The organism is Microcystis sp. LE19-84.1B (genome assembly GCF_027531875.1).
GTDB lineage: Bacteria > Cyanobacteriota > Cyanobacteriia > Cyanobacteriales > Microcystaceae > Microcystis > Microcystis panniformis.
The window spans coordinates 1-6,882 of the sequence record NZ_JAPZSR010000076.1 but is presented as its reverse complement, the minus strand read 5'-3'; the positions used below and the strand labels follow the sequence as shown (position 1 = coordinate 6,882).

Annotated in this window: 9 protein-coding genes and 1 pseudogene; 2 read left to right on the top strand and 8 right to left on the bottom strand. The window is 43.0% G+C overall.

From position 1 onward, the window contains the following. Positions 1-158 precede the first annotated feature (158 nt). The gene (locus tag O9324_RS04265) at positions 159-419 is read right to left on the bottom strand and encodes a type II toxin-antitoxin system RelE family toxin (RefSeq protein ID WP_002771554.1); all 261 of its coding nucleotides are present in this window, start codon (positions 417-419) and stop codon (positions 159-161) included. Further along, complete coding sequence (locus O9324_RS04260; protein ID WP_002771553.1) at positions 419-634, bottom strand: hypothetical protein; 216 nt, start codon at positions 632-634, stop codon at positions 419-421. The genes O9324_RS04265 and O9324_RS04260 overlap by 1 nt, the downstream gene beginning before the upstream one ends. A 279-nt stretch (positions 635-913) precedes the next feature. Between O9324_RS04260 and O9324_RS04255 the strand changes: the two genes are divergently transcribed. Together O9324_RS04255 and O9324_RS04250 are read left to right on the top strand one after the other, a co-directional pair. Then, entirely contained in the window at positions 914-1,252 is a 339-nt protein-coding gene (locus O9324_RS04255) for a UPF0175 family protein (RefSeq protein WP_002771550.1), read from the top strand. Beyond that, a complete protein-coding gene (locus O9324_RS04250) occupies positions 1,245-1,598 on the top strand; it encodes a type II toxin-antitoxin system RelE/ParE family toxin (protein WP_287627810.1) in 354 nt (117 codons plus the stop codon). Before O9324_RS04255 ends, O9324_RS04250 begins: the two co-directional genes overlap by 8 nt. 239 nt (positions 1,599-1,837) lie before the next feature. On the opposite strand, the gene O9324_RS04245 is transcribed toward O9324_RS04250, so the two are convergent. The 6 genes and pseudogenes from O9324_RS04245 to asnS form a co-directional block, all read right to left on the bottom strand. Further along, entirely contained in the window at positions 1,838-2,077 is a 240-nt protein-coding gene (locus tag O9324_RS04245) for a hypothetical protein (protein ID WP_287627811.1), read from the bottom strand. A gap of 2 nt (positions 2,078-2,079) precedes the next feature. Further along, complete coding sequence (locus O9324_RS04240; protein ID WP_287627812.1) at positions 2,080-2,316, bottom strand: hypothetical protein; 237 nt, start codon at positions 2,314-2,316, stop codon at positions 2,080-2,082. 238 nt (positions 2,317-2,554) lie between these two features. Continuing rightward, positions 2,555-2,974, bottom strand: a complete 420-nt coding sequence (locus tag O9324_RS04235; RefSeq protein ID WP_193960398.1) for a putative toxin-antitoxin system toxin component, PIN family — start codon at positions 2,972-2,974, stop codon at positions 2,555-2,557. After that, positions 2,967-3,278, bottom strand: a complete 312-nt coding sequence (locus tag O9324_RS04230) for a hypothetical protein (RefSeq protein ID WP_228020996.1) — start codon at positions 3,276-3,278, stop codon at positions 2,967-2,969. Before O9324_RS04230 ends, O9324_RS04235 begins: the two co-directional genes overlap by 8 nt. Before the next feature lie 130 nt (positions 3,279-3,408). Further along, positions 3,409-3,534 (bottom strand): annotated as a pseudogene (locus tag O9324_RS04225) (PEP-CTERM sorting domain-containing protein); the annotation flags it as partial. A gap of 1,832 nt (positions 3,535-5,366) precedes the next feature. Then, positions 5,367-6,731, bottom strand: a complete 1,365-nt coding sequence (gene asnS, locus O9324_RS04220) for an asparagine--tRNA ligase (RefSeq protein WP_288139549.1) — start codon at positions 6,729-6,731, stop codon at positions 5,367-5,369. Positions 6,732-6,882 lie beyond the last annotated feature (151 nt).

Genomic DNA, 6,882 nt, shown 5'->3' with positions numbered 1-6,882 from the left:
TTGAAAATTTTTGCCTCAAACCCTATCGGCGTAAGAACTTCAGGATTTTGTGTCCAGTAGTTCATTAGTATTTCATTGCTTTAACTCAGGCTCTGTAAGACTTTTAGCCATAGCTAGTATGTTTATACGGGGGAAGTCCAGTCAAATACAGTATTTTATCAACTGTAGATATCTCGGCGATGTCCAACCTTATGGATGGTAAGCCGCTTTGCTTCGGGTGCAAAAGAATAGATAACTCTATAGTCACCGACTCGAAGCTTGAAAAGACCACTCAAATTAGCACTTAAAGCTTGAGGACTAACATTTTCAAAATTATCCGACAACCAGCGAACTTTCCGCAAAATTCGCTCTTGAATGATAGGAGCGAGTGCTTCTAAATCAGCGATTGCTTCGCGGCTAAATTCTACAAAGTAAGCCATTACCAGTTTAATCCTAATTTTTTGGCTACTTCCTCGGCTGAAACCCCCTTTTCTCCTATTTCAGTCCGTCTTAGAGAGTCAAGAAGTTGTTGCTTAACTTCAGGTTTGACTTCTTTGTCTTGGTCAGGATCGAGTAAGATAGATTGGATGGTTTCGGCAACAGTTTCTTGAATGAGGAGCTTGAGTTCTTCAACGGTTAGCTCTTTAACTTGCATATTTTTAACTAGGAGAGAAGAATAAATAAACTACTCCTAATTTTGGCACTAAATTGGCTATTTGGCTCTTCTCGACTTTGTGTGATCATCAATGCTTGGTCTCGTGCCAAGGTAGAACCTCTGGAAATGCGTTGCCAGGGAGACCCTAGCAACGAGGTGATAGTTGTTTAATAAGTGAAAGGAAAAAATAAACCCCCTCAAGATTGAATGAAGGGGCATTTATGGTATTTTTAGAAACAATTTAGCCTACTTTTGTGGTTTCTTTTTAATGGCGATACAATGAAATTACTGCCACTTAATGAAACCTCTATGAGCCTCACCCTTCCCACTGAACTTCTGCAAACAGTACAAATGACTGAAGCTCAAATGCTCACGGAAATCGCTATCATGCTTTATCAGCAGCAACGTCTTCAATTTGAACAAGCAGCCGAACTAACGGGAATGGCGATCGATGATTTCTACCAATTGCTAGTATCGCGTAATATCCTCACTCCACCCACGGACCCCGACGACGAACCAAAAGAACTCATCCTCACCAGTCTTTGTATTTCTCTTCAGCAAGCTAAAGAAGGCAAAGTACATCCCATCTCTGAACTCTGGGATGGCATAGATGACTGAAGAAATTCCCCCTATTAAGCTCCTTTTCTCCGATCAATTCAAGGCTCGACTTCGCATCCTCGCCAAACGCTATCGGAGCATTCGTACTGACCTACAACCTCTAATTGATGACCTTCAGATAGGCAAATTCATCGGCGATCAAATACCAGGAATAGGCTACACTGTCTTTAAAGTTCGCCTCAAAAACAGCGATATTCAAAAGGGCAAAAGTAGCGGCTATCGTGTTATCTATCAACTTAAAGACAATAGTTGTGTTTTGATGCTCCTCATCTATGCCAAATCTGACCAAACGGACATCCCAGCGCAGCAAATTCAAGACATCATTAATAAGTTTGACAATTTTTAGAAGTAAGTAGGGAGGCACAATTATTTGTAGGATGGGTTAGCGGTAGCGTAACATAATCGGGCGTTGGGTTTCATGCTTCAACCCAACCTACGTTTATCTTATATTTAATTCCACCCACCCACTTATTAATAGATGCCAAAAACAAACCCCCTCAAGATTGAATGAAGGGACATCGATGGTATTTTTAGAGGCAATTTAGCCGACTTTTGTAGTTTCTTTTTCGATGGATTGAGAAGGTTTTAGTTGGCCATTGATAACAATGCCTCTTCTATTGGCTTTGGTAACTCAATAGGATGAAACCGATTCACAGAAAAAGCGTAATCTTCACCACTTTCATCAATAACCCGAATTAGACTGTTTATTTCTGCTGTCTCATCAGGGATAACGCGGTATATTTTGCCCACTTCTAGTGAAGCTTCGTAGCCTTCATTATTGAGACAAACTACGAACTGATTTGTTGGAGATGACTCTATTTTCATGGTCAATCGAGAAACGGTAACTTGAGCTTAAATTCTTTTTTGCCGATGCCATGAGCTTCATACCAATCGACTTCAGCTAACCTTACTATACCATTGGGAAGCTGAACTTGGGCTATGCCCTTTAATTTTCTCCATTTACCTTTGCCATACTGTTTTTGCAACCGTTCCCGATTACGAATTCCTGTTCCTATGGCAATAATCTCGATATTCGTAATATCGCTGATAATCTCAAAGTCCACGATCGATCAAGCAATCTTAAAGAGTGGCCTTTCATTATAGCATCTATTGCCAAAAAAGAGATATAAAAAAACAAACCCCCCTCAACTGACTGAATGAAGGGGGCATTTATTGATTTAATGCTGATGAGTCTTTAACTTCTAAGAGCGCTGTAAAGACTTATCCGACTCATTCAGATAGGTCTTGAGTTATGTCTTAATCTTAGTGTAGCAAGGAAAGTGGGCAAAAAACTAAACCCCATCAACTGACGGAATCAGTATCCAAAAATTCTAACACAGTGATGATTTTAATGTTTCTAAATGGGTTCAAGACTAGCAAATCTTCATCCCCTGTAATAAGAGATTCAGCATGACCACTAATCGCTAACTCTAGATATTTATTATCCTTGGCATCTCGACATTCATCGATAGATTCTGACGGTTGCACTAATAAAGATGCTTCTACTAATGTTTCTAATAGCTCTTGGCGAATTGATTTAGCTAAATAGCGGTCAAATTTAGAACGAGATAAAACGTTACTAAGTTCATCAATAACCGTCTCAGACAGGATAATTATGCCCTGATTCTTAGCAGTTTCTAACGCCAAACGAGGTGGACTGTTTTTAAATAAAAAAGCACTAACAATTACATTAGCATCAAAAACAAATCGTGGTTTATTCATCTTGTTCTAAGATAGACGCTAAAATCTCTGGATTTAATCCGTTAGCTTCTGCTTCATCACTAGCTCGATCCATAATTGTTGATAATCTAGCTCCTGCTTTTTGACGATACTTTTCTAATTCTAATTGAATAGTTTTAGTTAATTTATTTTCTATATTTGCTCGGTCATTGGGGTTGATTTTAGCGTAATATCTAGCAATTTCTAAAGGAACTTGAATAGTGATTTCTGTCTTGCTATTCATGGTAATTGATTGTTTTTTTACTTTTGACAGACCTCCATTATAGCACAAAATCACAATACTCATTGAATTTGACGATATTGATGTAAAAATTGCCATTAAATCACAAAAATTAATAAATAGAAACATGGACAAAAAATAAAACCCCCTCAATTTACTGAATGAAGGGGGCATTTATGATATTTTTAGAAACAATTTAGCCCACTTTTGTAGTTTCTTTTTCGCTGGATTTAGAGGGTTTTAGTTGGCGCTTGAGGGTTGAAGCTGCACCGAGAGTGCCGAGGGCAAATAGTCCAAGAAGGGAATTGGGTTCGGGAACCGCTACACCCGATTCTACCGCTTTCATCGTCAGTGGCCCAGCACCGGGGGTGAAATCAAGGAAGGTGGGGAAAGCAGTGGGATCTGCCGCATCTACTAGGGGTGAAATGTCGCGGAGGCTGAAGGCTGCTATGTCATCCAGGGCGAAGTCACCAAGGAAGAAATATTCCTTTACCCCATCAGCGGTGAGATCGCTTGCTATGAGAGTATCACCCACATAGAGATCGATAGTAGTGCCGAATCCAGGCGGCAGGATGAAGCTGAAAAACTCACCCGAGCCAAGGGAGTAGTCAAATCTTGAGACAAAAGGTGGATCAAACCAACGGCGGGGTGTGGGAGCAGGGAAAACGAATTCGCCTGGTGCTGGCACGAAGGGCAACACCGGGTCGTCAGGGGTGGTACCAGGCTCCTCGCCACCTACACCACCAAAGGCAAAGAGAAAGGTGGGCGAGTCATTGGCAGGGCCACTCGCTGTGGACTGACCGAACGACCATACATCTGGATCAAGCCTCGCTATCGCGGCTTGGGCACCTGCGAGATCGGCCGCCGCTCCATAGAAGATATTGAAAGTGCGGGACTCACCTGGGGCCAGATCACCAAAAGCAAAATCAAAGACCGAACCGTGGTCTGCTGGTCCTTGTTGGAAGAAATCAACATTGATGATCGAACCCCCTAGCCAAATTTCCCCTGGGTACGAGCCCGGATCGGAAGTCGCGAAGCCATTGTTGCTGGCAAAGCGCACATTGCCCGTGGGTTCGAGATTGCTGGCTACCCCAAAGTGGCTCACATACTCAACAAACTCAGTGGGCGGCACATCCCAATCCATCACGCGGCGATAAACCACATCAGTAACTGTGTCAGTGCCACTGTTTGTGATGGTGACATTACCTTGAAACACATTGGGTGCCAAAGACACGCCGTAGAAGTGCCGGATGTCGACGGGATAGGCAGCCAATTGAGTGAAAGAGGAGGCCGTTGTGGTCGTGGAACCAAACACCCCGCCCGTCAGCCCTCCGCTGCCTGAAGATTCATTCACCCAACCGGCTACACGGTTGCTAAACGGATCGGTGACAGCCACACCCCAGCCTTCGCAGAAACAACCCGGGGCGGTGGCATCCCGCCAGGTTCCATCGGAGAAGCGATAGGACAAGCCCGTCACCTCTGCATTAACAGGCCTGAAGCCTAATGGATCTGCAAAATTCAGATGACCAGCATCATTCACGCCAAGGGCGACGGAGGCCAGAGATGGATTGGAGTTGTTATAGATCACCGCCCCTGCCTGAGCCACTTGCGGTGACAGGGCGCTGAGAGCAGTCGCCAGTCCAAGTGCGGCACTTGCAACCAAGTAATTAGATAAGTTCTTAATACTCATCAGAGACTAAAGAATTTTTACAAGTGTGATCACCACCCTCGCATCTCTAGGTCAAGCAACAACCCAACCCAAGACACAAGGGGGACTGTAAGAGCGTACACATTCCCCCCCCCACAACTGTATCAAAAGCTACAATTTAATAAAGTCTTTATATTTCTCTCCCCTAACCAGCGATCGAGATTTTGGGGTTTTTGGGAAGTTCAAGAGCTTGGACTTGTACAAATTTATTGTACAAGTCCCCAAAGACCAAGCAAATTAGCACTGAAAGCTTGAGGATTACAAGCTTTCTCCCGTGTATCGGCTCTTCTAGGTTCTGTGTGATAAATTTAACTTACAATATGATCGCTCAATCTTTGTGTCCTTTGTGTCTTTGTGGTTCCTTTCACTCGCTCGCCAGCAGGACTGTATCTTAGAATACATTTTGCCCACCAAACCTAAGAGAGCCGTGTATCCTAGACATCATTCTAAAAGTCGGCACTTAAAGGGGTACGGGGGAAAGGAATCACATCGCGAATATTGGTCATTCCCGTCATGAATTGTACCAGACGCTCGAATCCTAAACCAAAACCAGCGTGGGGAACGGAACCGTAGCGACGCAGATCTAAATACCACCACAAATCATCGGGATTCATTCCCTGTTCCTGCATTCTTTGGATTAATACATCTAATCGTTCTTCCCGTTGGGAACCGCCGATAATTTCGCCGATCTTGGGTGCTAAAATATCCATAGCGGAAACAGTTTTATTATTGTCATCTAGACGCATATAAAAAGCTTTGATTGTCTTGGGATAATTGGTGACAATCACGGGTTTTTTAAATAGTTCTTCCGCTAGATAACGTTCGTGTTCTGACTGTAAATCTACGCCCCATTCTACCGGAAACTCGAACTGACGATCGGCTTTTTCTAATAACTCGATCGCTTCGCTGTAGGTAATCCGGCCAAACTCACTATTAACGATATTTTCGGCCGTACTTAACACCGTTTTATCGATACGTTCGTTAAAAAACTGCAAATCTTCGGGACAATTTTCTAAAACGAATTTAAAGATATATTTGAGAAAAGCTTCCGCTAAATCCTGATCTCCTTCCAAGTCACAAAAAGCCATTTCCGGTTCCACCATCCAAAACTCGGCCAGATGACGGGAAGTATTAGAATTTTCGGCGCGAAAAGTCGGGCCAAAAGTGTAAACATTAGATAAAGCCATGGCCATTACTTCCGCTTGTAATTGTCCACTAACAGTTAAATAGGCTCGTTTACCAAAGAAATCCTCGGCAAAATTGGCGGGTTTTTTTAAATCTAAACTGGTGACAGTAAATAATTCCCCCGCACCTTCGCAGTCGTTAGCGGTAATAATAGGAGTATGTACCCAAATAAAGCCCTTTTCTTGGAAAAAACTGTGAATAGCGGTAGAGCAAGCGTTTCTAACCCGCATTACTGCTCCTAGGGTGTTGGTTCTTGCTCGCAGATGGGCAATAGTTCTCAGAAATTCAAAGGAATGACGTTTCTTTTGTAGGGGATAATCCGCAGGACAGTCACCATAAAGGGTGATTTCGGCCGCTTTTAACTCGATATTTTGCCCTTTACCCGGGGAAGGAACCAAATTTCCCGAAACAGCGATCGCCGTTCCTGTACTAATTATTTTTAGTACATTTTCATAATCGGGTAAAGTCGATTCGAGGATAACTTGTAAGTTGGCCAGGGATGAGCCATCATTAACTTCCAGGAAAGTAAATTCTTTTAATTCTCGTTTTGTTCTCACCCAACCCTGCACGGTGACGGATTGATCCGGTTGTCCTGTCTGAAAGATTTCCTTGATTCTGCTAGTCATTGCTTATCCCTATGTTAAGTGGGTGAGTGGAATTAAATATAAGATGAACGTAGGTTGGGTTGAAGCATGAAACCCAACGCCAGATTATGTTACGCTACCGCTAACCCATCCTACAAATAATTGTGTCTCCCTACTTAGAACCAAAGAGTAA